Annotated in this window: 18 protein-coding genes and 5 pseudogenes; 7 read left to right on the forward strand and 16 right to left on the reverse strand. The window is 60.5% G+C overall.

The window, feature by feature from the left end; all coding sequences use genetic code 11:
* Window positions 1-85 precede the first annotated feature (85 nt).
* The 7 genes and pseudogenes from dsbC to ffh all read right to left on the reverse strand — a co-directional run bounded on the left by dsbC (window position 86) and on the right by ffh (window position 5,585).
* Window positions 86-826 (reverse strand): bifunctional protein-disulfide isomerase/oxidoreductase DsbC, encoded by a 741-nt coding sequence (dsbC, locus tag JN403_RS24315; protein ID WP_192170775.1) that lies wholly within the window; start codon window positions 824-826, stop codon window positions 86-88.
* Between the two features lie 169 nt (window positions 827-995).
* Window positions 996-1,889, reverse strand: a pseudogene (gene xerD / locus JN403_RS24320) (site-specific tyrosine recombinase XerD); the annotation flags it as partial.
* A gap of 130 nt (window positions 1,890-2,019) precedes the next feature.
* Window positions 2,020-2,370, reverse strand: coding sequence for a 50S ribosomal protein L19 (gene rplS, locus JN403_RS24325; RefSeq protein ID WP_037012438.1), 351 nt, complete (start codon window positions 2,368-2,370; stop codon window positions 2,020-2,022).
* 43 nt (window positions 2,371-2,413) lie between these two features.
* A pseudogene (trmD, locus tag JN403_RS24330) lies at window positions 2,414-3,165 on the reverse strand (tRNA (guanosine(37)-N1)-methyltransferase TrmD).
* 3 nt (window positions 3,166-3,168) lie between these two features.
* Window positions 3,169-3,705: a ribosome maturation factor RimM gene (gene rimM / locus JN403_RS24335; RefSeq protein WP_037012440.1), complete on the reverse strand. Its 537-nt coding sequence runs from the start codon at window positions 3,703-3,705 to the stop codon at window positions 3,169-3,171.
* A gap of 5 nt (window positions 3,706-3,710) precedes the next feature.
* Complete coding sequence (gene rpsP, locus JN403_RS24340; RefSeq protein WP_037012442.1) at window positions 3,711-3,962, reverse strand: 30S ribosomal protein S16; 252 nt, start codon at window positions 3,960-3,962, stop codon at window positions 3,711-3,713.
* Between the two features lie 246 nt (window positions 3,963-4,208).
* Window positions 4,209-5,585 carry a signal recognition particle protein gene (gene ffh, locus JN403_RS24345; RefSeq protein WP_192170769.1) on the reverse strand — a complete coding sequence of 459 codons (1,377 nt, stop codon included), beginning with the start codon at window positions 5,583-5,585 and terminating at the stop codon, window positions 4,209-4,211.
* 290 nt (window positions 5,586-5,875) lie between these two features.
* On the opposite strand from ffh, the gene ccsA reads away from it, so the two are divergent.
* The 3 genes from ccsA (at window position 5,876) to JN403_RS24360 (ending at window position 9,563) form a co-directional block, all read left to right on the forward strand.
* Entirely contained in the window at window positions 5,876-6,688 is an 813-nt protein-coding gene (gene ccsA, locus JN403_RS24350; protein WP_122623423.1) for a cytochrome c biogenesis protein CcsA, read from the forward strand.
* 12 nt (window positions 6,689-6,700) lie between these two features.
* Entirely contained in the window at window positions 6,701-7,939 is a 1,239-nt protein-coding gene (locus JN403_RS24355; RefSeq protein WP_205484635.1) for a CNNM domain-containing protein, read from the forward strand.
* Between the two features lie 301 nt (window positions 7,940-8,240).
* On the forward strand, window positions 8,241-9,563 hold the full coding sequence (locus JN403_RS24360) for an MFS transporter (protein WP_172610876.1): 1,323 nt from the start codon (window positions 8,241-8,243) through the stop codon (window positions 9,561-9,563).
* Window positions 9,564-9,643: 80 nt separating this feature from the next.
* Here the strand turns inward: JN403_RS24360 and purT are convergent.
* From purT to JN403_RS24380, 4 genes and pseudogenes are all read right to left on the reverse strand, one after another.
* Window positions 9,644-10,824 (reverse strand): annotated as a pseudogene (gene purT / locus JN403_RS24365) (formate-dependent phosphoribosylglycinamide formyltransferase).
* A 117-nt stretch (window positions 10,825-10,941) separates the two neighbouring features.
* A complete protein-coding gene (locus tag JN403_RS24370) occupies window positions 10,942-11,205 on the reverse strand; it encodes a DUF1289 domain-containing protein (protein ID WP_205484637.1) in 264 nt (87 codons plus the stop codon).
* On the reverse strand, window positions 11,205-11,729 hold the full coding sequence (locus tag JN403_RS24375; protein WP_205484639.1) for a gamma carbonic anhydrase family protein: 525 nt from the start codon (window positions 11,727-11,729) through the stop codon (window positions 11,205-11,207). Before JN403_RS24375 ends, JN403_RS24370 begins: the two co-directional genes overlap by 1 nt.
* 63 nt (window positions 11,730-11,792) lie before the next feature.
* Window positions 11,793-12,404, reverse strand: a complete 612-nt coding sequence (locus tag JN403_RS24380) for a CoA pyrophosphatase (RefSeq protein ID WP_205484641.1) — start codon at window positions 12,402-12,404, stop codon at window positions 11,793-11,795.
* 153 nt (window positions 12,405-12,557) lie between these two features.
* On the opposite strand from JN403_RS24380, the gene JN403_RS24385 reads away from it, so the two are divergent.
* Together JN403_RS24385 and JN403_RS24390 are read left to right on the forward strand one after the other, a co-directional pair.
* Entirely contained in the window at window positions 12,558-13,109 is a 552-nt protein-coding gene (locus tag JN403_RS24385) for an NUDIX hydrolase (protein ID WP_205484642.1), read from the forward strand.
* Window positions 13,110-13,159: 50 nt separating this feature from the next.
* Window positions 13,160-13,723: a L,D-transpeptidase family protein gene (locus JN403_RS24390; RefSeq protein ID WP_205484643.1), complete on the forward strand. Its 564-nt coding sequence runs from the start codon at window positions 13,160-13,162 to the stop codon at window positions 13,721-13,723.
* Between the two features lie 54 nt (window positions 13,724-13,777).
* Here JN403_RS24390 and JN403_RS24395 read toward each other — a convergent pair whose 3' ends face one another.
* Window positions 13,778-14,089, reverse strand: a complete 312-nt coding sequence (locus JN403_RS24395) for a YqfO family protein (protein WP_205484644.1) — start codon at window positions 14,087-14,089, stop codon at window positions 13,778-13,780.
* A 6-nt stretch (window positions 14,090-14,095) separates the two neighbouring features.
* A pseudogene (gene purL / locus JN403_RS24400) lies at window positions 14,096-17,994 on the reverse strand (phosphoribosylformylglycinamidine synthase).
* A 212-nt stretch (window positions 17,995-18,206) separates the two neighbouring features.
* On the opposite strand from purL, the gene mltF reads away from it, so the two are divergent.
* Complete coding sequence (gene mltF / locus JN403_RS24405; protein ID WP_163022058.1) at window positions 18,207-19,667, forward strand: membrane-bound lytic murein transglycosylase MltF; 1,461 nt, start codon at window positions 18,207-18,209, stop codon at window positions 19,665-19,667.
* A gap of 33 nt (window positions 19,668-19,700) precedes the next feature.
* On the opposite strand, the gene tadA is transcribed toward mltF, so the two are convergent.
* Both tadA and JN403_RS24415 read right to left on the reverse strand, forming a co-directional pair.
* Entirely contained in the window at window positions 19,701-20,225 is a 525-nt protein-coding gene (gene tadA / locus JN403_RS24410; protein ID WP_275900188.1) for a tRNA adenosine(34) deaminase TadA, read from the reverse strand.
* Window positions 20,182-21,554 (reverse strand): annotated as a pseudogene (locus JN403_RS24415) (multicopper oxidase family protein). The gene tadA and the pseudogene JN403_RS24415 overlap by 44 nt, the downstream one beginning before the upstream one ends.
* A gap of 171 nt (window positions 21,555-21,725) precedes the next feature.
* Between JN403_RS24415 and JN403_RS24420 the strand changes: the two are divergent.
* Window positions 21,726-24,659 (forward strand): membrane-targeted effector domain-containing toxin, encoded by a 2,934-nt coding sequence (locus JN403_RS24420; RefSeq protein WP_205484646.1) that lies wholly within the window; start codon window positions 21,726-21,728, stop codon window positions 24,657-24,659.
* A gap of 87 nt (window positions 24,660-24,746) precedes the next feature.
* Here the strand turns inward: JN403_RS24420 and guaA are convergent, their stop codons facing one another.
* The gene (gene guaA / locus JN403_RS24425; protein ID WP_172610857.1) at window positions 24,747-26,324 is read right to left on the reverse strand and encodes a glutamine-hydrolyzing GMP synthase; all 1,578 of its coding nucleotides are present in this window, start codon (window positions 26,322-26,324) and stop codon (window positions 24,747-24,749) included.
* Window positions 26,325-26,418 lie beyond the last annotated feature (94 nt).

Here is a 26,418-nt window from a genome sequence, read left to right on the forward strand (position 1 = left end):
GCCGCATTCAGCACGGCTCGCTATTGATGAAGCGCTGCTGACAGGCCGCTTCAGTGTTGACCGCAGGAGGCTGCGATAAACGAGATTACTTGGCACTCAGCGCCAGTTTGGCCACTTGCGGCGCTGGCTGATAGCCCGGAATCAGCTGACCGTCGGCCAACACAATGGCCGGTGTGCCGTTCACGCCGATGGACTGGCCGATTTCAAATTGCTTTGTGACCGGGTTGTCGCACTTGGGCGCTTGAATATTCTTGCCGTCGACCATGCGGTCCATAGCACCGCGGCGGTCCTTGGAGCACCAGACTGCCTGGAGTTGCTCGTCGCCCGGCGAACCCAGGCCCTGACGCGGGAACGCCACATAACGCACTTCAATGCCGCGCTTGTTCAGCTCCGGCACTTCGGCGTGGAGTTTGTGGCAGTACGGGCAGGTGGTGTCGGTGAACACCGTGATATGGGATTTGGTCTCGCCCACGGCGGGGTAGACGACCATTTCAGCGGCAGGAATGCCATTGATGGTCTTGGAAATCGCCTGACGCTCAACCTTCTCGGTCAGGTTGACCGGCTTGCCGGCCTGCATCTGGTACAGGTTGCCCTGCATGACGAACTGCCCGTCGGCACTGGCGTAGAGCACGCGACCGCCTTTGAGATTGACTTCGTAGAGGCCGTTCAACGGACTGCTGGAAATGCTCTCGACGGGAATTTCCAGATTGAGCGATTCCAGGGTCTTGCGAATGGCTTTGTCAGACGCCTCGTCGGCGTGGGCAAAAAGGCTGAAAGAGCTGGCCAGCGCTACAACGGCAGCACCGAGAAAACGAGTGACGCGCATGAAAACTCCTCGAGCGGTGAGCAGACGGGCCGGGCTGAAAACGGGTGGCAAAAAAGCACCGGGATGTTTTCAGGGCCCTGATCTGCGAAACCGGCAAAGCCTATCACATAAGGCTCGCGAGGCCGACGCTCGCTGATGTAAGACAGGTCGTAAATTCATGAAGTCCGCTACCCCTCGGGTGGTGCTTCGCATGCATGTCCTGCAACCGCGCGCGGGCGACGTGGGTGTAGATTTGCGTCGTCGACAGGTCGCTGTGGCCGAGGAGCATCTGCACGACGCGCAGGTCGGCGCCGTGGTTAAGCAGGTGGGTGGCGAAGGCGTGACGCAGGGTGTGAGGGGAAAGGGATTTGCCGATGCCGGCGACTTTGGCCTGATGCTTGATGCGGTGCCAGAAGGTCTGGCGCGTCATCTGCTCACCGCGCTGGCTGGGAAACAGCACATCGCTGGGCCGACCATTGAGCAACTCATGGCGAGCGTCGCGCATGTAGCGCTCAACCCAGACGATCGATTCCTCCCCCATCGGCACCAGACGCTCCTTGCTGCCCTTGCCCATGATGCGCAACACGCCCTGGCGCAAATTGACCTGCTCCAGCGTCAGGCTGATCAGTTCGGTTACCCGCAGTCCGCAGGCATAGAGCACTTCCAGCATCGCCCGGTCGCGCTGACCGATGGCGTCGCTCAGGTCAGGGGCGGCCAGCAACGCTTCGACGTCAGCTTCAGACAAGGATTTGGGAAGTGGCTTACCCAGCTGCGGCATGTCGACCTGCAACGTCGGGTCGACCGCAATCAGCTTTTCCCTAAGGAGGTAGCGATAGAAGCCGCGCACGCCGGAAAGCAGCCGTGCCGTCGAGCGAGGTTTGTAGCCGTTGTCGACCCGCCACCCCAAGTGGTCGAGAATCGCTTCCCGACTGACACTCATCAGGTCCACGCCCTTTTCCTGCAACCAGCCGTTGAACAGCGCGAGGTCGCTGCGGTAGGCATCGCGGGTGTTGTCCGACAGCCCTTTCTCCAGCCAGAGGGCGTCGAGGAAGCGGTCGATCATGGGATGGTCAATGGCAGGCATGGGTTCTGACTTGAGTGGTGAAATGCAGCGGGCAGTTTTTCACACCTGCGACGACGGCACAAAAACCAAAGGCCAGAAAGCAAAAAAGCAGCCCGTAGGCTGCTTTTTCATTCGCATGGGAAGACTGGGATTAAACCAGTTTTTCCTTGATGCGAGCTGCTTTACCGGACAGGTCACGCAGGTAGTACAGCTTGGCCTTGCGAACGTCGCCGCGACGTTTCACAGCCATGCTGTCGATTTGCGGGCTATAGGTCTGGAAAGTACGTTCAACGCCGACACCGTTGGAGATTTTACGAACAGTGAAAGCACTGTTCACACCACGGTTACGCTTGGCGATAACAACGCCTTCGAACGCCTGCAGACGAGCGCGGTCGCCTTCCTTCACTTTCACCTGAACGACAATGGTGTCGCCCGGGGCAAAGGGAGGGATCTCTTTGGTCATCTGCTCTGCTTCGAGTGCAAGGATGATTTTGTTAGTCATGCTGTGCTCCTAAGGTAAACCGGTTGGATTTACCATCGATACGTTAACTATCGTCCCGCTCGCGGAGGTATTCCGCCAGCAGCTTCTTCTCTTCTCCAGAAAGCGAGCGGCTTTCCAGAAGATCGGCGCGTCGTTCATAGGTCCGCCCAAGGGACTGCTGTAAACGCCAACGCCGGATGTGTGCGTGATTGCCACTAAGCAATACGTCGGGAACACGCTGATCCGCATACACCTCCGGTCGGGTGTAATGCGGGCAATCCAGCAGACCATCCGTGAAGGAATCTTCCTCCGCGGAATCTACATGCCCTAAAGCTCCAGGCAGCAGTCGCGTAACCGCATCTATCAGGACCATGGCCGGCAGCTCACCGCCAGATAACACATAGTCGCCAATCGACCACTCTTCATCGACATGAGCTTCAATGAAACGCTCGTCGACGCCTTCATAACGACCGGCAATCAGGATAAGTGCTTCTTCCTGCGCCAATTCGCGTACCGCAGACTGATCCAGCTTGCGGCCTTGTGGCGACAGGTAAATCACCTTCGCCGCATCCCCGCCGCCTGCCTGGCCTGAGCCAGAGCATCTTCGAGGGGCTTGATCTTCATCACCATGCCAGGGCCACCGCCAAACGGGCGATCGTCCACAGTGTGATGTCGATCAGTGGTGTAGTCCCGCGGATTCCAACAGGTGAGCTGCAACAGCTCCTGTTTCACTGCACGGCTGGTAATGCCGTATTCGCTGATGGCGGAAAACATCTCGGGAAACAGCGTGATGACGTCTATGCGCAGGCTGGCCATTGCTTAGAAATCCGCGTCCCATTCCACCTTCATCTCGCCTGCAACCAGATCAACTGCCAACACGCATTGCTCCGTATAGGGCAAAAGGCGTTCGCGATCGTCCAGACTGCCTGCGCAGGGTTTGACCACCATTACATCGTTTGCGCCGGTTTCCAGAAGATGATCGACCTTCCCGAGCAATTGCCCAAGACCGTCAATGACCTTCAGACCTTCAAGCTGGTACCAGTAGTACTCGCCGTCGGTCAATTCAGGGAACAGGTTGCGTGGCACGCAGATCTCATAACCGGCCAGAAGACGAGCTTCTTCACGATCATCAAGACCCTTGAGCTTGGCGACCAGGAACTTGTCGTTCCCGCGTCCACTGACCAGCTCGACCTGTTTCACATTGCCTTCGCGCTTGAGCGTCCAGGTTTTGTACTGCAACAGGTTTTCGGTTGGATCAGTAAAGGAATACACCTTCACTTCGCCGCGAACGCCGTGTACCGAGTAAATCTTGCCGATGACGATCAGATCGTCGGCGGAAGCTGGCGTCGCGTTCATATTGCTCAGGCCGCAGCCTTGGCAGATTCCTTCAACAGCGAAGCAACACGCTCAGAAGGTTGTGCACCAACGCTCAGCCAGTAGGCCAGACGCTCTTGGTTCACGGACAGACGGATTTCCTGACCACGGGCAACCGGGTTGAAGAAACCGATTTGTTCCTTGTGGGAACCGTCACGTGGGTTGCGGCTGTCGGTGACAGTCAGGTGGTAGAACGGGCGCTTTTTAGAGCCGCCAAGGGCAAGACGGATTGTTAGCATTGAACAATTTTCCTGTAGTCGGTGCTGCAAATCTAAGATGCACAGCGGGCATGGGTGCCCGAAAGGCCGCATATTCTAAGGAATATCCGGATTTTTGCAAATGACTTTTTCCGGCGTACGCCGTCGGGCCACCTAGATCTGCCATGGAGCCGTCAGCGATGACGGCGTTGAGTGCCTGCCTGAGCAGGCCACCGGGACGGTTGCCCCAATGAAGAACGCGCGGGAATAGCGCCCGCGCGTTGCGATTTACATTTTGGGCATACCGCCGCCGGGCAACATTCCGCCCATGCCGCGCATCATTTTGGCCATGCCGCCCTTGGTCGAAAACTTCTTCATCATCTTCTGCATCTGTTTGTGTTGCTTGATCAGACGACCGATGTCCTGCACCTGGGTGCCGGAACCCATGGCGATGCGGCGCTTGCGTGAACCGCTGATCAGCTCAGGGTCGCGACGCTCGGCCGGGGTCATCGAATTGATGATGGCTTCCATCTGCTTGAACTGCTTTTCAGCGGCGCTTTGCGCGTTGCCCATCTGCGACAGGTTAACGCCGCCGATGCTTGGCAGTTTGTCCATGAGCCCGCCCAGGCCGCCCATGTTCTTCATTTGCTGCAGCTGATCCCGGAAGTCTTCGAGGTCGAAGCCTTTGCCCTTCTTCAGCTTCTTGGCCAGTTTGTCGGCCTTGTCCTTGTCGAGGGTCTGTTCAGCCTGCTCGATCAGGCTGAGCACGTCGCCCATGCCAAGAATGCGCGATGCGATACGGTCCGGATGGAACGGCTCCAGCGCCTCGCTCTTCTCGCCCATACCGATGAACTTGATCGGCTTGCCAGTGATGGCGCGCACCGACAGCGCAGCACCGCCACGGGCGTCGCCGTCAACCTTGGTCAGGATCACGCCGGTCAGCGGCAGTGCATCACCGAACGCCTTGGCCGTGTTGGCGGCATCCTGGCCGGTCATGGCGTCGACGACGAAAAGCGTCTCGGCCGGCTTGACCGCCGCATGCAGCGCCTGGATCTCGCCCATCATCTCGGCATCGATGTGCAGACGACCAGCGGTGTCGAGGATCACGACATCAATGAACTTGAGCTTGGCTTCTTTAATAGCCGCTTCGGCAATGTCGACCGGCTTCTGGCTGATGTCGGACGGGAAGAACGTCACGCCGATGTCGTTGGCCAGGGTTTCCAGCTGCTTGATCGCGGCGGGACGGTAAACGTCCGCCGACACCAGCATCACGGTTTTCTTTTTGCGTTCTTTCAGGAAGCGGGCGAGCTTGCCGGCAGTGGTGGTCTTGCCCGCACCTTGCAGACCGGCCATCAGGATGACCGCCGGCGGCGTGACGTTGAGGGTCAGCTCTTCGTTGGCCGCCCCCATCATCTCTTCCAGCTCGGCCTGGACGATCTTCACGAACGCCTGGCCCGGCGTCAGGCTGCGCGACACCTCCGTGCCGACGGCGCGCTCCTTGATGCGATTGACGAAGTCTTTGACAACCGGCAAGGCGACGTCGGCTTCAAGCAGCGCCATACGCACTTCACGCAGTGTGTCCTTGATGTTGTCCTCGGTCAGCTTGGCCTTGCCAGTGACCTGGCGCAGCGTCTGCGAGAGACGATCTGTCAGATTTTCAAACATGCGTGATCCTTTGGGTTCGTGCTGAACGCCGATTGATGCGGCCCGGCCCGTAGCGGCCGTTCAGTCGGCTGCCGAAATCGCGACGCCTGCTCTTTACAGCATCGCTATTGATAATAGTGACGCTATAAAAGTGGCTGAAACAGCGATCGGCAAGCCTGTGGCTTGAGCAGGTCGCGGATTATAGCGAAGACTCCGGCGCACGGACACCACGGCGTCTGCTTCTGTAGTCTTTCGTGAAATGCGCGTTTTATGCCAAACTCACCGGCTTTCGGGCATGCCCAACAGGATCTATGTTCCCTTTGTCACCGAGTTTGCTCTTCAGCCTCGCCGCCGCCGTCTTCTACGCCGCTGCGACCGTCTACCAGGGTATGCGCCTGCGCCAGGGCCAGAAGGCCGACAAATGGCTGCTGTGCCTGATCGGCACCCTTGCCGTCGCCTGCCAGGCCAGTGCGCTTTTTGGCCAACTGGTGCGCCCTATCGGCCTGGGTCTGGACTTTTTCAGTGCCGCCAGCCTGATCGCTGTTTCAGTCATCATCGTGACCATGCTCGCGTGCATTCGCCTGCCGGTGGAAATCCTCCTGATTCTCCTCTTCCCACTGGGCCTGCTCACGACCCTGATGGCGCAGTTCGCGCCCTCCGGCACGCTGCAGCCGATCATTGAAGAACACGGCATTATCAGCCACATCCTGCTGTCGATTCTCGCCTACGGGATGTTCACCATCGCGGTCTTCCAGTCTTTGCTCCTGTTGCTGCAGGATCATCAACTGAAAAACAAGCATCCCCTTGGCCTGATCAAAAGCTTCCCGCCGCTGCAAACCATGGAAAGCCTGCTCTTCGGTTTTCTCTGGGCCGGCTGGGTGTTGCTGTCGATGTCGCTGATTTCCGGCTGGTTGTTCGTCGAAAACCTCTTTGCCCAGCATTTGGTGCATAAAACCTTGCTGTCGATTCTCGCGTGGATCGTCTTCAGTGTGCTGCTCTGGGGCCGCCATCATCTGGGCTGGCGGGGTCACAAAGCGATTCGCTGGACACTGGGCGGATTTCTGCTGTTGATGCTGGCCTACTTCGGCAGCAAGCTCGTTCGTGAATACATCCTGCATATCTGACGAGCGCTGATCATGGACAACCTGCCGGTCGGCACAATGCTTACGCTCCTGGCCCTGCTGACGCTCTGGTCCGGGCTGTTCAGCGCGGTCGAGGCTGCGCACCACAATCTTCGGGCGATGCCGGTCAATCCCCGCTCCAACGAGCCACCGAAGCCGGTGCTCGCGTTCAACCTCAACAGCCTTATCCTCGGCAATACGCTGCTCAAGACGCTGATTACCGTCCTCGCCACCCTTCTTGCCGTCGGGCACTGGTATTTTCAAGGGCCGCTGATTGCCTGGCTGGGTGTTGCCAGCGTGCTGGTCGTGATAACCGAGTTCATCCCGCGAAAGCTGGCGGCGCGTCGCCCCGAATCCATTCTGCTGCTGGGCAACAACGTGCTGCGTATCCCGGTTCGGCTGTTGCAGCCGCTGACCTGGATCTACAAGAACATCGCCAAAACGCTGTTGCGCCCTTTTCTGTCGACGCGTCGGCCAGACACCCACGATGACGAAGACGACACGCACCCGACGGTCTATCAGGACAACGAAAGCCAGTATGGCCGCGCCCATGTGATCTCCGGGATTTACGCGCTGGACCGCATGACCGTGAACGACATCCTGGTACCACGCAGCGAAGTCGACGGCATTAACCTCGACGACACCATTGAGGAGATCGTCGACAAGCTGATCATTTCCCGCCACACCCGTCTGCCCGTTTACCACAACGACATCAATCAGGTAGAAGGCGTGCTCAACACGCGGATGATCAGCCACCTGCTCCCGCGCAACGAGCTGACCAAAGAAGCCCTGCAAGCCGCCTGTTACGAACCGTACTTCGTACCAGAGAGCACGCCGCTGCAGATGCAGCTGCTCAACTTCCACAAGCAGCAGCGGCGCATGGGCGTGGTGGTCGATGAATACGGCGAGGTGCTGGGCATCGTCAGCCTCGAGGACATTCTTGAAGAGATCGTGGGCGAGTTCGAAAGCGAGCAAGCCCTCGATAACCCGCACATCCACCCGCAGCCTGACGGGCGGCTGGTGATCGATGGCGCGGCGTCGATTCGCGATCTGAATAAAAGCCTCGCCTGGCATCTGCCCTCCGATGGCCCTAAAACCCTCAACGGGCTGATCACTGAAGCGCTGGAGACAATCCCTAACAGCGCGGTCTGCCTGAAGATCGGGCCCTACCGCCTGGAAATCCTCGAGACCGAAGACAACCGCGTCAGCCGGGCGTTGGTGTGGTTGAACACCCGCACCAAAGACGTGATCTGAGAAGGCAGGCGGCGCCCTGAAACACTTGTTTCCGCGCCAATCCCCTTCCTATAATCGATCCGCTTACCCAGCCCCGCCGATCCGCGTGCTACCCGCACAATGCGCGATCCGGCCAGTCACACAGCCTGACCGCTCACGCGACACCCTGGCCTTCGCTCCCATCCCGAGCACGCCACGCGCCTTGCCCGCATCCGGGCTAGTCTGTTCAGCGCTGGACCAAAAAAACAATTAACGATTGCCGCAGCGCGCGAACGAATCTTCGTCTCTCGCTGACAGGCGATACGACTGCCAGGGATTTCCCATGACCACGACTTCTGCCTGTCCAACCCGTGACGAGAGCGAGGCCCGCCCCGCCAACTCGGCGGCCCGCGTCGCCACGGCCAGCTTCATCGGCACCGCCATCGAGTTCTATGATTTCTACGTATACGCCACCGCCGCCGCACTGGTGATCGGGCCGGTGTTCTTCCCACAGACGTCCAGTACCGCACAGATGCTTTCGGCGTTTCTGACATTCGGGATCGCCTTTCTCGCACGTCCGTTGGGCTCGGCGCTGTTCGGCCATTTCGGTGACCGTGTCGGCCGCAAATCGACATTGGTGGCCTCGCTGCTGCTCATGGGCGTCTGCACCACGCTGATTGGCGTGCTGCCGGGTTACGACGCCATCGGGTCGTGGGCGCCGATCCTGCTCTGCGTACTGCGCTTCGGCCAAGGCCTTGGACTGGGCGGCGAATGGGGCGGGGCCGCGTTACTGGCGACCGAGAACGCCCCCAAGGGCAAACGGGCGTGGTTCGGCATGTTCCCGCAGCTGGGCCCATCGATCGGCTTCCTTGCGGCAAACGGGCTGTTTCTGACACTGGCGATGACGCTGGATGACGAGCAATTCCGCTCCTGGGGCTGGCGCGTGCCGTTTCTGCTCAGCGCCGTGCTGGTGATCATTGGCTTGTATGTGCGCCTGAAGCTTGAGGAAACGCCTGTTTTCGCCAAGGCCATCGCCCGCCATGAGCGTGTGAAATTGCCGATTGCTGAGCTGTTCGGTCAATACTGGAAGCCGATGCTGCTGGGCGCAGCGTCGATGGTGGTGTGCTACGCGCTGTTCTATATCTCCACCGTCTTCTCGCTGAGCTATGGCGTAAAAACCCTGGGTTACAGCCGCGAGTCGTTCCTCGCGATGCTGTGTTTTGCCGTGCTGTTCATGGCCCTGGCGACACCGCTTTCCGCGTTGGCAAGTGATCGATTCGGTCGCAAGCCGGTGCTGGTCATCGGCGGCGTGCTGGCGATCCTGTCGGGCTTCCTGATGGAGCCCTTGCTGACCCACGGTACGACCTGGGCGGTGACGCTGTTCCTGTCGATCGAGCTGTTCCTGATGGGCGTCACCTTTGCGCCGATGGGGGCGATGTTGCCGGAGCTTTTTCCGACGCGTGTGCGGTATACCGGCGCGTCGGCGGCCTACAACATCGGGGGTATCGTCGGTGCCTCGGTCGCCCCTTTCTTCGCGCAGAAGCTGGTGGAAATGGGTGGCCTGAGCTGGGTCGGTGGGTATGTCTCGGCGGCGGCACTCATCAGCGTGATCGCCGTGCTGTGCCTGAAAGAAACCCGGCACGCGGACCTGGATACGATTGCCTGAGCAAACCGGACATCGACGGTGCGTGATCGCGAAACAAAAACGGCGCCCCTGAAGGCGCCGTTTCTTATTCAGCGTGACGCTTACAACTGAACCTTCACCGCCATCGACGCGCGAGTGGCCTTGCGACGGGCCGCTTCGATCGACTCGTCGCGCGCCAGGGCAACGCCCATGCGGCGCTGTCCATTGACCTCGGGCTTGCCGAACAGGCGCAGCGCGGTGTCCGGTTCGCTCAGGGCCTGCTCCAGGTTGGCGAACGCCGTTTGGGTCGACTGGCCTTCTACCAGAATCACCGCCGACGCCGATGGCCCGAACTGGCGAATCAACGGAATCGGCAGACCGAGAATGGCACGGGCGTGCAGGGCGAACTGCGACAGGTCCTGAGAGATCAGCGTGACCAGACCGGTGTCGTGGGGGCGTGGCGAGACTTCACTGAACCAGACCTGATCGCCCTTGATGAACAACTCGACGCCAAACAGACCGCGGCCACCCAGGGCCTCGGTCACTGCTTTGGCAACGCGCTCGGACTCGGCCAATGCCACCGGGCTCATGGCCTGGGGCTGCCACGATTCCTGATAATCGCCCTTCTCCTGACGATGGCCAACCGGCGCACAAAGGTCGTGCCGCCGACGTGACGCACGGTCAGCAGAGTGATTTCGTAATCGAAATCAATGAAGCCTTCGATGATCACCCGGCCTTTGCCGGCACGACCGCCTTCTTGCGCATAGTCCCAGGCCTTCTGGATGTCAGCGTCGGTTTTCAGCAGGCTCTGGCCCTTGCCCGACGAGCTCATCACCGGCTTGACCACGCACGGGAAGCCAAGGTCTTCGACGGCTTTTTTGTAGTCTTCGAAGGTGTCGGCGAAGTGGTAGGGCGAGGTCGGCAGGTCCAGTTCTTCAGCGGCCAGACGACGAATACCTTCGCGGTTCATGGTCAACTGCGCGGCACGGGCCGTCGGAATGACCGTGAAGCCTTCGGACTCCAGTTCCACCAGGGTCGCGGTGGCAATGGCTTCGATTTCCGGGACGATGTAATGGGGCTTCTCGGACTCGATCACCGCACGCAAGGCGGCGCCGTCGAGCATATTGATGACGTGGCTGCGGTGCGCGACCTGCATCGCCGGAGCATTGGCGTAGCGGTCAACAGCAATCACTTCAACGCCCAGGCGCTGAAGTTCGATCACTACTTCCTTGCCAAGCTCGCCACAACCGCAGAGCAAAACGCGGGTCGCGGTCGGCGACAGTGGAGTTCCGATTTGAGTCATCTCAGGTCCTCGTGGAGCAGGTCGAGGGTCGCTCGGCGTGTGCAAGCAACCGCAGGTAGAAAGGCGCGCAATTTACCATGAAGGCCGGGGAATGGGATGCAGCCGCCTGGGCTTGATTCACCGTCGAGGGCTGTTGCCACTGACTTGAAACATCATCCCGCCGGCCCTCGCCCGTTCATCACAGGCGATCAAGACAGCGCGGCGTTGCTGATTGTCCATACGGCTCCAGACGGTGATCTCAGCCACGGTGCGCTGACAACCCGTGCAGATATCGGCGTCGTCCAGTGCGCAAATGCTCACGCAGGGCGAGCGGACCGGCTTTTCATGGATCGGCTTTTCATCGACGGGTGCTGCATTGATTGGGGGTTCGGCGCTGGACATCAATCTTCCTGTGGGGCCAGGTCACGCGCGTAGCGTTGGGCGTTGTGGACGTAGTGAGCGGCGCTGGCGTCGAGCATCTGCTTCTGGGCATCTGTCAGCTCGCGGACGATTTTGCCGGGCGACCCCATGACCAGTGAACCGTCAGGGATGACTTTGCCTTCGCCGATCAGCGAATTCGCGCCGATGATGCAATGTTTGCCAATCTGCGCGCCGTTCAGGATGACTGAGTTGATGCCGATGAGCGTGCCGTCACCCACGCTGCAACCATGCAGCATCGCGTTATGACCGATGGTCACGTCGCGGCCAATGGTCAGCGGCGACCCCATGTCGGTGTGCATCACCGTGCCGTCCTGCACGTTGCTGTTCTCGCCGATGTCGATCAGCTCGTTGTCGCCACGCAACACAGCGCCAAACCAGACGCTGGCATTGGCCTGCAAACGCACATTGCCGATGACGGTGGCTGTCGGCGCAATCCAGCTGCTGGCATGCGCGTCGACGCGGGCATCGCCCAGGCGGTATTTCATGGTTTGCTCCTCATGGTTAGGCCCTCAATGGCTCAGTCCTCATGCTCGCGCGGCGGCTGCGGGTCAGGATTTCAGCGTGTGGATGATCGATCGTTTGGGCGGCTCGTTAAGGTCGATGCCGCTGTCGAAAAGCAGGTTCATCAATTCGACGATCATGATCGCGGTCAGGCCCCAGATCTTGTACTCCCCGAAGCGATAACTCGGCACGTACCAACTGCGCCCTTCATAGTCGATGCGATGGGTGTGTTCGCGCGCATCCTGACGGAAGAAGTCCAGTGGCACGCTGAACACGGCCGCGATCTCGCCATCATTGGGTGTGTATTCGACGAAATCAGGAATAACGCCGACATAGGGCGTCACTCTTATACCGTGTTTGGAGATCAACGGACTCAAGGGGCCGATCACTTCGACGAGACCAGGCGGCAAACCGATCTCCTCCTGGGCTTCGCGCAGCGCCGTGAAGATTAGGTCAGGGTCTTCCGGATCACGCCGCCCGCCCGGGAAGGCCACCTCGCCGCCGTGGGTCGACAGGCCACTGGCGCGCAGCGTCAGTACCAGTTCAGGTTCTGCGTTGCGGGTAATGGGTAGAAGCACGGCGGCCTCGGGGAAGCGCGCGTCCGTTTCCAGCATCACCGGCGTGTAGCTGCTCATACGGTGAAGTAGCTCATCCAGCATGGGAATTCTCGATCGGTTGCCTGCCCGGCATCATGCACCAAAGCGACGACGCGCCCAAGTCTTGTAGGACAACCCGCGCGTGCAAGACGCCTCTTGCCGTCCACCCGCGCTACAGCTCAAGATAGCCGCTGCCAACAGGAACCCGATTCGATCATGAAATTCTGCAGCAACTGCGGCAAACAGGTCATCCAGCGTATTCCCGAGGGCGACAGCCGCCTGCGTTACGTGTGTGAACATTGCGACACTATTCACTACCAGAACCCCAACATCGTGGCCGGCGTCGTGCCGGTGTGGGGCGAAAAGGTGTTGCTGTGCCGTCGAGCCATCGAGCCACGAATGGGCTACTGGACGCTGCCCGCAGGGTTCATGGAAAACGGCGAAAGCGTCGAGCAGGCCGCCCGCCGGGAAACCCTTGAAGAGGCGTGTGCAGAGGTCGAGGACCTGCAGCTGTATTCGATGATCGACGTGCCGCACATCAATCAGGTGCATATCTTCTACCGCTCGAATCTGGTCAAACCGGAGTTCGCTGCCGGTATCGAAAGCCTTGAAGTGAAGTTGTTCGACGAAGCGGATATCCCGTGGTCGGAGCTGGCGTTCAATACGGTCAAGCGAACCCTGGAGTGTTTTTTCCGCGACCGGCGGCATCAAGATTTCCAGGTACGCACCGATTGTCTGTCTGTCACACCGCCGCTCAAGGCCCTTTGATCGAAACGATGCTGCGCGATTGCCGCGCAGGCTTCAGGGATACCCTTTTCATGCGTTGGTTGCTTGTCGTTTTATGCCTGTCGGTGGTGCCGCTGTCCCAGGCTGCGTTCACTCAGACCATCGTGCCCAAAGGCAGCGAACAGAAGTTCGTTGGCGGGAAGGTCGTCGACACCCAGAACATCGCGGACCGCACCATCGATAAGGTGTTGGTCCTCAAATCCGCACATCAGTTGCAGCTGATCAGCCGTGGCGAGGCGCTGAAGACCTACCGGATCTCACTGGGCAAAGCGCCTAACGGACCCAAGCTGCAGGAAGGCGACCAGCGCACGCCGGAGGGTTTCTACTGGCTCGACTGGCGCAAGACCAGCGACGCCTACAACCTGTCGATGCACATTTCCTACCCCAACATTTCCGATGCCGCACGCGCCCGACGCGAAGGTGTGAAACCCGGCAGCATGATCATGATTCACGGCACGCCGATCAACGACGATTACCCGGAGTGGTATTTCCACACGCTGGACTGGACGAACGGCTGCATTGCCATGCGCAACAGCGATATTCGTGAGGTGTGGGATCTGGTGAAGGACGGCACGATGATCGAGATTCGGCCGTAGGATTTTGCGGGGGTGATGCAGATCGCTCCAATCTCGAGCCATGCTGCAGGAAAGCTAGATATCTTCCAGCTTCCAGACATCGTAAGCCGGTACTTCATAGGGATGACTGTTCTTCAGCGCAGCAACCGCCTGCCTGATCAGCTCATCTGACACGACAAGCTCGACCTTCCATTCCTGAACCTGCTCGACCTCGCCGGCCTGCCCGATGAACGGCTGGCTGCCGTCCAGCGGACGAAACTGGCCTTGCCCGAGCACCTGCCATGAGCAGCAGTCATACGCGCCGATTCGCCCCGCACCGGCGGCGAACAACGCGTTTTTGACCTGCTCCACATGGCTTAATGGCACAAAGAAGGCCAGCTTGTACATCAGCGATCAGTCCACCCAAACGCGCGCGTTGCGGAACATGCGCATCCACGCGCCGTCCTCTTCCCACTCATCCGGGCGCCACGAGTTGGTCACGGCGCGGAACACGCGCTCAGGGTGCGGCATCATGATCGTCACGCGACCGTCGAGGGTGGTGAGACCCGCGATACCACGGGGCGAACCGTTCGGGTTGGCCGGATAGGTTTCGGTGACCTTGCCGTGGTTGTCGACGAAACGCACGGCAACGGTGCCGGACAAATCGGTTTCAATCAGCGACTCAGGGGTCTTGAACTCAGCGTGACCTTCACCGTGGGCAATGGCGATCGGCATGTGCGAGCCGGCCATGCCTTGCAGGAAGATCGACGCCGACTTCTGGATTTCGACCATCGCCACGCGCGCTTCGAACTGCTCCGAGCGGTTGCGCACAAAGTGCGGCCAGAACTCGCTGCCCGGGATCAGCTCGCTCAGGTTGGACATCATCTGGCAACCATTGCAAACCCCCAGCGCGAAGCTGTCGCTGCGGGCGAAGAAGCCCTGGAACGCATCCCGTGCACGGCTGTTGAACAACGCCGACTTGGCCCAGCCTTCGCCGGCACCCAGCACGTCGCCGTAGGAGAAACCACCGCACGCCACCAGACCTTTGAAGTCGTTGAGGTCAACGCGACCGGCGAGGATGTCGCTCATGTGCACGTCAACCGAGGCGAAGCCGGCGCGGTCAAACGCAGCTGCCATCTCAACCTGACCGTTGACGCCCTGCTCACGCAGCACCGCCACTTGTGGGCGCACGCCCTTCTTGATGTAAGGCGCAGCGATGTCGTCGTTGACGTCGTAGCCCAGCTTCACGTTCAGCCCCGGGTTGTCTTCTTCCAGCAGTGCATCGAATTCCTGATCGGCGCAATCGGCGTTATCACGCAGGCGCTGGATCTGATAGCTGGTTTCGCTCCACTGACGCTGCAGCAGGCGACGATCGCCTTTGAACACGGTGTCGCCGCTCAGGCTGATGATGACATCGCTGTTGTTGATCGGCTTACCGATCACGGCGACGCAATCTTCGCCCAGGCCGGCAGCGCTGAACTGTGCGAGCACAAGCGGCGTGGCGTCCTGGCGAACCTGGATCACCGCACCCAGCTCTTCGTTGAACAGAATGGCTGCGACTTTTTCGCGCTTGGCGGTCAGCGTGTCGAGTTCGAGGTTCAGGCCACAATGGCCTGCGAACGCCATTTCCAGCACGGTCGCCATCAAGCCACCGTCGGAACGGTCGTGATAGGCCAGCAGGTGGCCGTCGGCGTTGAGGCCCTGAATGACGGCGAAGAAGGCTTTCAGGTCTTCGGCGTCATCGACATCCGGTGCAACGCTGCCGAGCTTGCCGTGGGTCTGGGCGAGAATCGACGCTCCCATGCGGTTCTGGCCACGGCCCAGGTCGATCAGGATCAGATCGGTCAGGCCCTTGTCCATGCGCAGCTGCGGGGTCAACGTCTTGCGAATGTCGGTGACCGGCGCGAAACCGGTCACGATCAGCGACAGCGGCGAGGTCACGGTTTTCTCGGTGCCCTCATCGCTCCAGCGGGTCTTCATGGACATTGAGTCCTTGCCCACCGGAATGGTAATGCCCAGCTCGGGGCACAGCTCCATGCCCACTGCTTTCACGGTGTCGTACAGACGCGCGTCTTCGCCCGGATGGCCGGCAGCGGACATCCAGTTGGCGGACAGCTTGATGTCGGAAAGCTTGCCGATGCTCGACGCTGCGATATTGGTCAGGGTCTCGCCAATCGCCATGCGGCCGGACGCCGGAGCGTCCAGCAACGCCAGCGGAGTGCGCTCACCCATCGCCATGGCTTCGCCGGTGTACACATCAAAACTGGTTGCCGTGACGGCGACGTCCGCCACCGGCACTTGCCAAGGGCCGACCATCTGGTCGCGATTGACCATGCCGGTGATGCTGCGGTCGCCGATGGTAATAAGGAAGCTTTTGCTCGCCACGGCCGGGTGATGCAGCACGCGCTGCACGCTTTCTTCGATGTCGAGGGTGCCCGGATCGAAGTCGTCGCCCAGCTCTGTTTCACGCTCGGCCGAACGGTGCATGCGCGGGGCCTTGCCCAGCAGCACTTCCAGCGGCATGTCGACAGGGTTGTTGCCGAAGTGACTGTCGGTGACGGTCAGTTGAGGCTCTTCAGTCGCCTCACCTACGACCGCAAACGGGCAACGCTCACGTTCGCAGATGGCTTTGAAGCGTTCGAAGTCAGGGGCGCTGACGGCCAGGACGTAACGTTCCTGAGACTCGTTGCTCCAGATTTCCAGCGGGGCCATGCCCGGCTCGTCGTTCGGCACGTTGCGCAGCTCGAAGCGGCCGCCGCGACCGCCGTCGTTGACCAGCTCAGGGAAGGCGTTGGACAGACCGCCCGCGCCGACGTCATGGATGAACGCGATCGGGTTGGCGTCGCCCAGCTGCCAGCAGCGGTCGATGACCTCCTGGCAACGGCGTTCCATTTCCGGGTTTTCACGCTGCACCGAGGCAAAATCCAGGTCAGCCGAGCTGGTGCCCGTCGCCATGGAAGAAGCCGCGCCGCCGCCCAGACCGATCAACATCGCCGGGCCGCCGAGCACGATCAGCTTGGCGCCGACGGTGATTTCGGCTTTCTGCACGTGCTCTTCGCGGATGTTGCCCATGCCGCCAGCGAGCATGATCGGCTTGTGGTAGCCGCGAACTTCATCGCCGTGTGGCGTGCTGATCGACTGCTCGAAGGTACGGAAATAACCGGTCAGCGCCGGGCGACCGAACTCATTGTTGAACGCCGCGCCACCCAGCGGGCCTTCGATCATGATGTCCAGCGGCGTCACGATGCGCTCGGGTTTGCCGTAAGGCTTTTCCCAAGGCTGCTCGAAACCCGGAATGTTCAGGTTGGACACCGTAAAACCGGTGAGGCCGGCTTTCGGCTTGGCACCACGGCCGGTCGCGCCCTCGTCGCGGATCTCGCCGCCGGAACCGGTGGCTGCGCCCGGAAACGGAGCGATCGCCGTCGGGTGGTTGTGGGTTTCGACCTTCATCAGAATGTGCACCGGCTCCTGAACAGCACCATACTCGCGGCTTTCAGGATTCGGGAAGAAGCGGCCGGCAACGCTGCCGACGATCACCGAGGCGTTGTCCTTATAAGCGGACAGCACGCCTTCGTTGTGCATCTGGTAGGTGTTCTTGATCATGCCGAACAGGCTTTTTCCTGGCTCTGGCCGTCGATATCCCAACTGGCGTTGAAGATCTTGTGACGGCAGTGCTCGGAGTTGGCCTGCGCGAACATCATCAATTCGATGTCGTGGGGGTTGCGCTTGAGCCCGGTGAACGCGTTCACCAGGTAATCGATTTCGTCTTCGGCCAGGGCCAGACCCAGTTCGACGTTGGCTTTTTCCAGGGCCGCGCGGCCGCCACCCAGTACGTCGATGGCGATCAGCGGCTTGGGCTCGGCGTGGCTGAACAGGCTGGCGGCCTCTTCCAGCGCGCCCAGGACGATCTGGGTCATGCGGTCGTGCAGCGCGTCGGCGATCAACTGTGCGTCGGCGTCGCTGAATTGGCCTTCTACATAAAAGGCAATGCCGCGCTCAAGGCGCTGGATCTTGGTCAGGCTGCAATTGCGCGCGATGTCGGTGGCCTTGCTCGACCATGGCGAAATGGTGCCGAAACGCGGGAGGACCAGGAACAGGCGGCCCGCAGGCTCCTGCACCGGTACGCTCGGGCCGTATTTCAGCAGGCGGGCAAGCACTTGCTGCTCGTCTTCGGTCAGGACGCCATTGACCTCAGCGAAGTGGGCGAATTCAGCGTACAGGCCACTGACAGCCGGAACTTTATCGTTCAGCTGCGCAAGTAATTTCTTGTGGCGGAAGGCGGAAAGGGCGGGAGCACCACGCAGGATCAACATCGTCGGGACAGCCTCGGGAAGGGGTGTGCTTTGAGGCCGTGCATTCTAGCCTAATCAGTCTGCGTCGGCACCCGAAACCACGGCGTGGGATGCACCCGAATGTCGGCTCCGGGCGCTTGCCTGCGCCGGAAGGTAAAAATTCCTCGGCTCTATCAGACGGGACCCGCGCTGTCGAGATATGGCGGTATGGCTCCTTTGCGTATACTGCACCGATGTTTTCCCTATCAGATTTCCGCCCACGCTGTGCCAAGTGGCTCATCGCAACCGGAATCTTCCTGCTGCTCGGCGCGTGTGTGGAGAAACCCAACACGCTGGAACGAGTCAAGGAGGATGGCGTTCTGCGCGTCGTCACCCGCAACAGCCCGGCGACCTATTTTCAGGACCGCAACGGTGAAACCGGTTTCGAGTACGAACTGGTGAAGCGTTTCGCCGATGATCTGGGCGTTGAACTGAAAATCGAAGCCGCCGACAACCTCGACGACCTGTTCGATCAGATGGGCAAACCCGGCGGCCCAGTGCTGGCGGCAGCGGGCCTGGTCAGCAGCGAAAACCGCGCGAAGCAGGTACGGTTTTCCCACTCCTATCTTGAAGTCACCCCGCAGGTCATTTACCGCAACGGCCAGTCGCGCCCCACCGACCCGGGCGATCTGGTCGGCAAGCGCATCCTCGTGCTTAAAGGCAGCAGCCACGCCGAGCAGCTGGCGGCGCTAAAGGTCAAGTACCCCGGCATCAACTATGAAGAGTCCGATCAGGTCGAAGTCGTCGACCTGCTGCGCATGGTGGATGAGGGCCAGATCGACCTGACCCTGGTGGATTCCAACGAACTGGCGATGAATCAGGTGTATTTCCCCAACGTGCGCGTCGGCTTCGACCTCGGCGATGGCCGCGATCAGCGTTGGGCCGTGGCGTTGGGCGATGACAACAGCCTGCTCAACGAGATCAACGCCTATCTCGACAAGATGCAGAAGAACGGCATGCTGCAGCGTCTCAAAGACCGCTATTACGGGCATGTCGACGTTCTTGGTTACGTCGGCGCCTACACCTTTGCCCAACACTTGCAGGAACGCCTGCCCAAGTACGAAAAGCACTTCCAGACCGCCGCCAAGGCTGAGCAGGTCGACTGGCGGCTGCTTGCAGCCATCGGTTATCAGGAATCATTGTGGCAGCCGGGCGTGACCTCGAAGACCGGCGTGCGCGGCTTGATGATGCTCACGCAGAGCACGGCACAGGCGATGGGCGTGTCCAATCGGCTCGACGCAAAACAGAGTATTCAGGGCGGCGCCAAGTATTTCGCCTACGTCAAGGAACAGCTCGACGACTCGATTCAGGAGCCGGATCGCACTTGGCTGGCGCTAGCGTCGTACAACATCGGCAGCGGCCACCTGGATGACGCGCGCAAGCTGGCGGAAACCGAAGGGCTTAACCCGAACAAATGGCTGGACGTGAAGAAGATGCTGCCGCGTCTGTCGCAGAAGAAGTGGTACAGCAAGACCCGCTACGGCTATGCCCGAGGCGGCGAACCGGTCAGCTTCGTCGCCAACATCCGCCGTTATTACGACATCCTCACGTGGGTGACGCAGCCGCAGATGGAAGGCGGCCAGGTCGCGGAAGGCTCGTTGCATGTGCCCGGCGTGGACAAGACCAAGCCGTCAGAAGAGAAGGCGCCGCTTTAGTCAGCGCCAGAATCCGCTCGCCGTCGCACTGAACTAACCCTTCGCCCGCCTCATCCTGAAAAACTCACTCAGCATCGTCCCGCACTCCTCCCCCAGCACCCCGCCTTCAAACAGCACTCGATGATTCAGGAAGGGCTGCGTAAAGAACTGCCCCTGACTCTGCACCACCCCCGCTTTCGGCTCGGTGGCGCCATACACCACGCGGCTGATGCGCGAATGGACGATCAAACCCGCGCACATGCTGCAGGGTTCCAGCGTCACGTACAGCGTGCTGCCCGGCAGGCGGTAATTACTCAGTGACTGCGCCGCCGCACGAATGGCGACCATCTCCGCGTGGGCACTGGGATCGCTGCCGCTGATGGGGCAATTGAAGCCGCGGCCCACGATTTCACCGCCCTGCACCACTACCGCACCGACCGGCACCTCGCCGAGCAACGCACCTTCGGCGGCCAGTGCCAGCGCTTCGCGCATGAAGTGCTGATCGCCACTGCGATCAATGATGGGGGCTGACGCATTACGAAACCTCGATAGCGGCCATGAGACCGGTTTCCATGTGATCGATCACATGGCAGTGAAACATCCACACGCCGGGATTATCCGCGACCAGGGCGACGCGCGCTCGCTCGTTGCGCCCCAGCAGATAGGTGTCCGTGAAATACGGAACCACCTTCTTTCGATTGGAAGCGATGACCTTGAAGCTCATGCCGTGCAAGTGAATGGGATGCTGATACTGCGTCATGTTCTTCAGCTCGAAGATGTAGCTTTTGCCTCGTTCAAGCCTGGCGATTGGCCGGTCCGCGCAGGTCTTGTCGGTAATGTCCCAGGCCTGGCCATTGATCTGCCACAAGCTGGGCGGTTTTCCGTTGTCGACATTCACCGACACCGAACCAACCCACTCAAAATTGAAGTTGAGCTTCTCGGCGTTCGCCAGATCCGGCTCGGCGACTGGGTTCGCCGGCAGCTCAGGTGGCCATTCGCCCGGCGCATCGCTGTTGACGACCGAGCGAAATGTGCCCAGCCGCACCGGGCCGTTGCGCAGGGAGAGTTCTTCGCCGGCGGCAGGCGCCTTGATCGCCAGACAGATGCGCATGCCCGGCCCCAGCCAGTAATCCTTGCCCAGCGCGCGCGGTTTGACCGGGTTGCCGTCCAGGGCGTAGATCATCGCCTCGGCGCCCGGTAGATTCAGGCGATAGGTCACCGTGTTGTCGAGATTGAGAATGCGCACCCGGGTGATCTGCCCGGCAGGCAACTCGATCACGCCCTGTGGCACGCCGTTGATCGTCGACAATCGCCCGGCCGTGCCCTCGCGGGCCGCCTCGCGAATGACACTGAAGTCAGTGAAAGCGCCCTCCTCGTCCACATGCCAGCTCTTCAGGCTGACCACGCGTTCGTGGGTAAACCCCGTCGGCTCGCGCTCCTCGACGATCAGCGGCCCCACCAGCCCGCGGCCCAGCTCTTCGCTGCTGCTGACGTGGGGGTGATACCAATAGCTGCCGGCGTCCGGCACCCGGAATTTATAGTCGAAGTACTCGCCCGGCTTGACCGGCAATTGCGAGACGTAAGGCACGCCGTCCATCTCCAGCGGCAGCCGAATGCCATGCCAATGAATGGTGGTTTCAACGGGCAGATGATTGATGAAGCGCACCCGTAGCCACTCGCCCTGCCTGACGCGTAGCTCAGTGCCCGGTGCCGAACCGCCGAATGCCCAGGCGGGCGTCTGGTGCCCGGCCACCAGTTCAACGTCGAGCGGCGCGGCGATCAGTTCGTAATCATGCCCTTCCCCGGCCCGCGCTTGCCCAGCCAATACCTTGAGGCGCCACCCGCCCCAAGCCCGACCACGGCAAGACCGGCCAGACCTCCGAGTATCTGTCGACGGGTAAAAGACATGTACGCAAAAACCTCAAACGACGGGTCGCATCCGTGAGCGATGCGAGGGGCGGACACGATACACCTGCCCTTACAGAAATTTAAGAAGACCGCGTACGCAATACATATTTAGTGCCAAATGAATCGGCGATCACGCCAAGCTTGTCTTCCCGTTCATCAAGGAAGACGAATATGACCACCGCAGTTAATCACCTGTCCTCTGCAACCCTGGACCAGGATCGAACCGCCCTCATCAGAATAAGTGACCGTCTGGTCAATGCCTGCCCGGACATGCGCGAAATGGCCCGCAGCATCGCTCGAGAAATTCTCTTGCGCCAGACCGGTCACGACACCGAGCCAGATACGGTTTACTGGCACCGCTTCCACACGGCGGTCAGCAGTCCACGATCATTCAATGGCTGGCAGCACCGCGATGTGCCCTGGCAATCGATGACCCTTCCGCAGTTGGTCATGCACCGTTTCAACCCCCGTGATCAGGACAATGCCGACACCCTGCAGATGCTCAGCGGCTTCTATACCGCAGGCGCCGATGCCGACGCATTCGACGAGCGTAACGAGATCAGGATGCTGCCCGCGCAGGTCATGAGCGACTTCTGGGCCGTGGATTTCAAATCCCGCTATCAAGAGAAGTTGAAGACGTTCTGGCGCGACTTCGCTGATGATTTTCGCACCCTGGCCAAGGCCAACTTCATCGCCAGCGCTTTCGAAGACCATCAAGCAGGCTGGCTCAGCGAAGAGGATCTGCGAAGCGTCTTACGTGTGGCGAACGTAGAACCGTCCGAGTCACCGAGCCTGGCAACCCTGCAAGCCAGCGCGCCGGCCAGCGCCGAAGCGAGCGTCTGGACCTTTGACGTGATCGGTTACGAGGCCAGCGATATCCTGCGCATCGTGACCGCGGGCGGCCGACAGATTCTCTACACCCCCGGCGAGGTGCAGGCGTTTCATGCTTTCGCCACCTCGGAAGACCTGCATGGGTGGCTGCTGTCGCAAAATAACCGCCCGGAGCGGCGCGCACGTTTCATGGGCCACTTCCCGTTGTCGGCACACGGAGAGGCCGACAGCAACATCGGGCTGTTCCACGGACTGGATGTGCTCTACACCACGTGGGGCGCGGCGCATCCCGGCGTGATTAATCAACACAGCCAGCCTGTGTCAGGGGACCCTTTCGCTCATCTGCGAGACGCGATCCGAGCGCGGATGTTTGCCGATGCCGACTTGGCACTGCATTCCAACGGCGACCTGCGCAAGCAGATGTGGATCGGCTATCTGCGGTCGTTCTCTCAGCTTTCCGGTGCACTGGCAGCGGTTGACTGGCCGATTGCGCTGGCAGCCGTTGGCGCCGGCATCGCCGACATGGGCCTTAACATTGATCAGGCCATGAACGGCGCGAGCACGGCGGAGCGCAAGGCGGGGGTCATCGGCGCCGTGACGGCCAGCATCGACGTCCTGTTCAACAGCACCTTTCTTGTCGGCGGGGAGGCGATATCGGAAGGCGAGTTGCTTCAGCCTGAACCCGAGGGACAGCCAGTACCCGAAATCGATGGGCCTACTGATGGGTTCGTTGAAACGCCGGGCTTGGAACCCGAATCCGTTTACCCCTTTAAGCGCAACGATGGGCTGAATTCTTTCGAGACCAACATGCTGCTGGATGCCTTCGAGCCCATACGTGAAGAGGGCAGGATGAACGGCATCTACCTGACCGATCAGGGCGAAACCTTCATTGAGATCGATGGCTTCGCCTACGCCGTTCGCTACATCAACGAACTGAAATCCTGGGCCATCATCGACCCGACAAACCCCTACTCGTTTTACCGAAACGTGCCTGTGCGCCTTACCTCCGCTGGCGCGTGGGAGCCCGTCACTTCCTTGAACCTGTCAGGCGGCGGCAAAGTGCTCGGCAAGATGGGTCCCGGTCGTGGGGTCGGCGTTTATCCCCAGACGACCACCCTCCCCAGCCCATACGAAGTGCCAGCGGCGCTGAGGACTGATGTCATGGATGGCGCGCAATATGGCGGCCGCTTTGTCGACGATCGCTATCACAGCGCCGATTTTGACAAACCCGATCCCTACGACGATTTCAAGCGCATCCGTCGCAATCTCCGCGATGACGCCAACGCATTCTTCAACACGCTCGAACTGCCGAGGCGTCCAGCGATGCCAGAGCTGCCTGCCAACGCACCGCTCAAAAGTGTTCTCAAGACGATATTCAAACGCTCATTGGGCCTAATCATCGGCGAGAGTCATGCGGGGATCGGCAGCAAACAGTTTTTGATCGAACAGATGCCGCTGCTCACCAAGCTCAAGGTGAAAACCCTGTATATGGAGCACCTGCTGACCGACTTTCACCAAGCGGATCTGGACGCCTTTTCGAAGTCCGGCGAGTTGTCACCAACGCTTGAGGCTTACGTCGAGTCACTGGACAAGGGCCACCGGACCGACCCCACAGGCAAGTACACGTTCATGGCGGTGTTGAAAGCAGCACGAGAAAACCGCGTCCGCGTCCGGGCTATCGACTGCATGGCCAGCTATCGCATCGGCCGAATCGAAGGCGCGGATCCCACGCTGCGACAGAAAATGATGAATTACTACGCCAAGGGCGTTATCGACGCAGATCAGTCGGCGCAGATCGGTGGTAACTGGGTGGCACTGGTGGGTAATTCCCACGCCAATACGTATCAGGGCGTGCCCGGTCTCGCGGAACTGGAAGGTGCTGTAGGGCTGCGCATTGAAGACGTTCGTGTGGCTGAGTCGGCGGGAATAACGCCGGACCCCGGGGTTGAAACGACCGACACGGTGGGCCGTCGTGCGGGACGCGTACAGAGTGATCTGCGTCTGCAGGTTCTTGTCGCCGCGCCCCGGATTGAGATCAGCCTGGAGAACAAACTGCCTCGAGCGGGCATGTTCACCCTCGATGAAAGTGATGGTCAACTGAGCATCGTCCACCGCAGCAACGAAGGCATTGCGGTTCGTACCGAGATAAAGCGAGAGGGCAAGCGCGTCTATATCGATCGGCCTAAATGGCAGCGAGTGAGCGGACGTCGGTTTGAGACGCTGGCGGATTTGACGACTGCGCTGGAGCTGATGGGGATGACGTTGGTGCGTTGAGGCTTGAATGCAAAAAAGCCGGGGGATGCGTTGATGGCCCCCGGCCTTTTAGCTACGACGTTATAAATAGTTCAGATCAGAAGTTGATCATTCCCACTCAATCGTCGCAGGCGGCTTACTCGACACGTCATACGTCACTCGCGAAATACCTTCGATCTCATTGATTATCCGGCCGCTCACCGTTTCCAGCAGTTCGTAAGGCAGGTGTGCCCAACGTGCGGTCATGAAGTCGATGGTTTCTACGGCGCGCAGGGCGACAACCCAGGCGTAGCGACGACCGTCCCCGACCACGCCAACCGATTTCACCGGCTGGAACACGACGAAGGCCTGGCTGACTTTGTGGTACCAGTCGGCTTTGCGAAGTTCTTCGATGAAGATGTGGTCGGCGCGACGCAGCAGGTCGGCGTATTCCTTCTTCACTTCACCCAGGATGCGTACGCCCAGGCCCGGGCCCGGGAATGGGTGGCGGTACACCATGTCGTACGGCAGGCCGAGCTCGAGGCCCAGGCGACGGACTTCGTCCTTGAACAGTTCGCGAAGTGGCTCGACCAGTTTCAGGTTCATTTCTTCCGGCAGGCCGCCCACGTTGTGGTGCGACTTGATGACGTGCGCCTTGCCGCTTTTGGCGCCAGCGGACTCGATCACGTCAGGGTAGATGGTGCCCTGGGCCAGGAACTTGATGTTGTCGAGCTTGGTCGACTCGGCGTCGAACACGTCGATGAAGGTGCGCCCGATGATCTTGCGCTTCTTCTCCGGGTCGCTCTCGCCAGCCAGGTTGTTGAGGAACTGGTCTTCGGCGTTGGCGCGAATGACCTTCACGCCCATGTTCTCGGCGAACATGGCCATGACTTGCTCGCCTTCGTGCAGGCGCAGCAGGCCGTTGTCGACGAAGACGCAGGTCAGTTGGTCGCCGATGGCTTTGTGCAGCAGCGCTGCGACCACCGAGGAGTCAACGCCGCCGGACAGGCCGAGCAGCACGTTGTCGGTGCCGACTTGGGCGCGAACCTGGGCAATGGCGTCTTCAGCGATCTTCGAAGGGGTCCACAGCGCTTCGCAGCCGCAGATGTCGAGGATGAAGCGCGACAGGATGCGACCGCCCTGCTTGGTGTGGGTCACTTCCGGGTGGAACTGCACGCCGTAGTAACCGCGGGTGTCGTCGGCCATGCCGGCGATCGGGCAGCTTGGGGTGCTGGCCAGTACGTGGAAGCCTTCCGGGATTTCGGTGACTTTGTCGCCGTGGCTCATCCATACGTCGAGACCGAAAACGCCATCGGCGTCGACGTGGTCTTCGATGCCATCCAGCACGCGGCTTTTGCCGACGATGTCGACGCGGGCGTAACCGAACTCACGCAGTTCGGAGCCGGCCACGCGGCCGCCGAGTTGCTCGGCCATGGTCTGCATGCCGTAGCAGATCCCGAAGATCGGCACGTTCAGGTCGAACACGGCCTGCGGCGCACGCGGGCTGTCGGCAACGTGCACGGACTCGGGGCCGCCGGCGAGGATGATGCCTTTCGGGGCGAATTCGCGGATCGCTTCGTCCGACATGTCGAACGGGTGCAGTTCGCAGTAAACGCCAATTTCGCGAACGCGACGGGCGATTAGCTGGGTGTACTGGGAACCGAAGTCCAGGATCAGGATGCGGTGGGCGTGAATGTCGAGGGCCATGAGAGGACTCTAGATAGAGCAGCTTCAAGCCTCAAGCTTCAAGCTGCAAGGTGTCGGGGGCCGCAGATCCGTAGCGACAGGCCTAGAGGCGGTG

Source organism: Pseudomonas sp. 15A4 (genome assembly GCF_016925575.1).
Classification (GTDB): domain Bacteria; phylum Pseudomonadota; class Gammaproteobacteria; order Pseudomonadales; family Pseudomonadaceae; genus Aquipseudomonas.